1 pseudogene is annotated in these 916 nt (G+C 80.9%); it reads left to right on the forward strand.

What is annotated here, in order from left to right:
• Positions 1-127: 127 nt before the first annotated feature.
• Positions 128-916: pseudogene (locus JNW98_RS15200) on the forward strand (hypothetical protein); the annotation flags it as partial.

A 916-nucleotide genomic window follows, 5' to 3' on the forward strand; every position in this document is an offset into this window, starting at 1 on the left:
GGCGGCGGCGGGGTTCACGGCCGGCGCGCTCCGGGGGACGGGGGCGCCCGTCTCGGGCTCCGCCGCTTCGCGCGCGCCGGGCTTCGCCGCCTCGGTCGCCTCCGACGCCGCGGGCGATGCGGCGGGCATGGCCGAAGGATCTGCGGGGCGATCCGCCGCGTTCGAGGCCGGCTCCGCCTTCCCCGGCCTCGCGGACTGTTCAGTCGGCTTCCCGGCCGGCGCGGTCGCCGGACCGGCGGGCTCACCGGCCGGGGACTCCGGCGCCCCGGGCATGACCGGCTTCGCCGACTGCCCGGCGGGCTCCTCCGGGGCGGCGGGAGTGCCCGCACCGAGCTGCTGCTCGGCCTCGGCAGGCTTCGCTGCCACCGGCGGCGCCTGCCGCGCGGCGGGCCCGTCCGCCGGCGGAGCCGTCGGGGAGGCCGCCGCCTGGGCGTCGGTCTCCGCCGGCTCCGGGGTCTGCGGAACGGCCGGCGTCCGGCCGAGCGGCTCCGCGGACCGCGGGCTCTCCGGCGCGTCCGAAGCATGCTCGGTCGGTTCCGGCTTTCCGGCTGCTGCGGTGCCGCGCTCGGCGTCCGGCTTCTCGGCCTGCGGTTCATCGAAGGCGGGGCGGGCGTGGTGCCAGGGGGCGTCGGACGAGCGCGGGGCCGGGCGGCGGGTGGCCGAGGTGCCCGGAGTGGCCGAGGCGCCCGGGGTGGCCGAGGTGGCCGAGGTGGCCGAGGTGGCCGAGGTGGCCGAGGTGGCCGAGGTGGCCGAGGTGGCCGAGGTGGCCGAGGTGGCCGAGGTGGCCGAGGTGGCCGAGGTGGCCGAGGTGCTCGTGCCCATACCGACCTGGCTCGCCGAGCCGTCGCTCGCGCTGCGCGTGCGGCGGGGAGCCGCCCCGCCGGTCCCCGGCCGGTCGGCCGAACCGTCGGCCGCG

The sequence above is a fragment of the Streptomyces huiliensis genome (genome assembly GCF_020037025.1).
Taxonomy (GTDB): Bacteria; Actinomycetota; Actinomycetes; order Streptomycetales; family Streptomycetaceae; genus Streptomyces; species Streptomyces huiliensis.